Here is a 1,165-nt window from a genome sequence, read left to right as displayed (position 1 = left end):
AGCAGCAACGAAGATGGCTTAAGCGGCGCCAAGCCGTGGAGCCCGCGATCGGGCATCTCAAATCAGATCACCGAATGGATCGTTGCTGGTTACAGCGAAAACTGGGCGATGCGCTCCATGCAGTACTGTGTGCAACGGGTTACAACCTACGCTGGTTGCTGCGAGCAATGGTTCGCCTGGGGCTGAAGACGGCTTTTTTACGCATTTTATTGCTTCAGCTGGTCAATTCTATCAGGAGCGAACTTCTGACTGTTGATGTGAATACTCGGCATGTTAAATCTATATTAGCAGCCGGGTGAATTTTGCAGGGCCGACTATGTAGCTTTTATTACAGATGTTTTTGCACGATTTATTCGGCTGGCGGGTCACCCGGTCATTGCATACAGACTGGGTGTTCGATGCATGGGAACAGGCATTGTGGGCGCGGCGGGAAACCAGTGGGTTAATCCATCACAGCGATCATGGCAGTCAATATCTGTCGATTCGCTATACGGAACGTTTCGCAGAAGCCAATATTGATGCTTCTGTTGGCAGTGTTGGCGATTCTTATGACAATGCGCTGGCCGAAACGATTAACGGATTATACAAGACAGAAGTCATTCGGCATCGCGGCCCCTGGCGCAATATTGATGAAGTGGAATTTGCCACTTTGGAATAGGTCGATTGGTTCAACAATCGCCGATTATTGGAGCCGATTGGAAATATTCCACCGGCTGAATTTGAAATGGCATATTATCGCCAATTAAAGGAGTCAGCTAATGCAGCCTGACTCAAACTAAAAAGTCTCCGGAAAAACCGGGGCGATTCATGCGTAAGATATGTTCTTTGATTTGTGATCGTCTATCGGGACCTAACTCAGTATGCTTAACTTAGGTAGACGTGATTTATGATAAACATCTTCAAGATTATTAATCAGTATTTGACATGAGTATCTTCTCCACATAGATTAAAGCCATAATCACGATTCTTCCTATTAGTATTGAAGCGACTTCCGAAAGATGCTTCAAAAAGATTGCTGAATTGTGACGCGTTCGCTTGTATGAAACCACCGCCGTGAAACGCAAAACCCTGGTCGAGTCACCCGAAGGAACTTCCCCTTCAGGTGCTCACAGAACCGTACGTGAACCTCTCGATTCATACGGCTCTTCCTATCCAGTCAATTTAC

The 1,165-nt window shown here is 46.5% G+C and carries 2 pseudogenes; both read left to right on the top strand.

Features of this window, described 5'->3' with window-relative positions:
- Window positions 1–299 (top strand): annotated as a pseudogene (locus BLW34_RS17225) (hypothetical protein); the annotation flags it as partial.
- 16 nt (window positions 300–315) lie between these two features.
- Window positions 316–769: pseudogene (locus BLW34_RS15330) on the top strand (DDE-type integrase/transposase/recombinase); the annotation flags it as partial.
- Window positions 770–1,165: the final 396 nt, after the last annotated feature.

The organism is Nitrosomonas sp. Nm58 (assembly GCF_900107335.1).
GTDB lineage: Bacteria > Pseudomonadota > Gammaproteobacteria > Burkholderiales > Nitrosomonadaceae > Nitrosomonas.
This window is presented reverse-complemented; position numbering and strand designations above follow the sequence as displayed.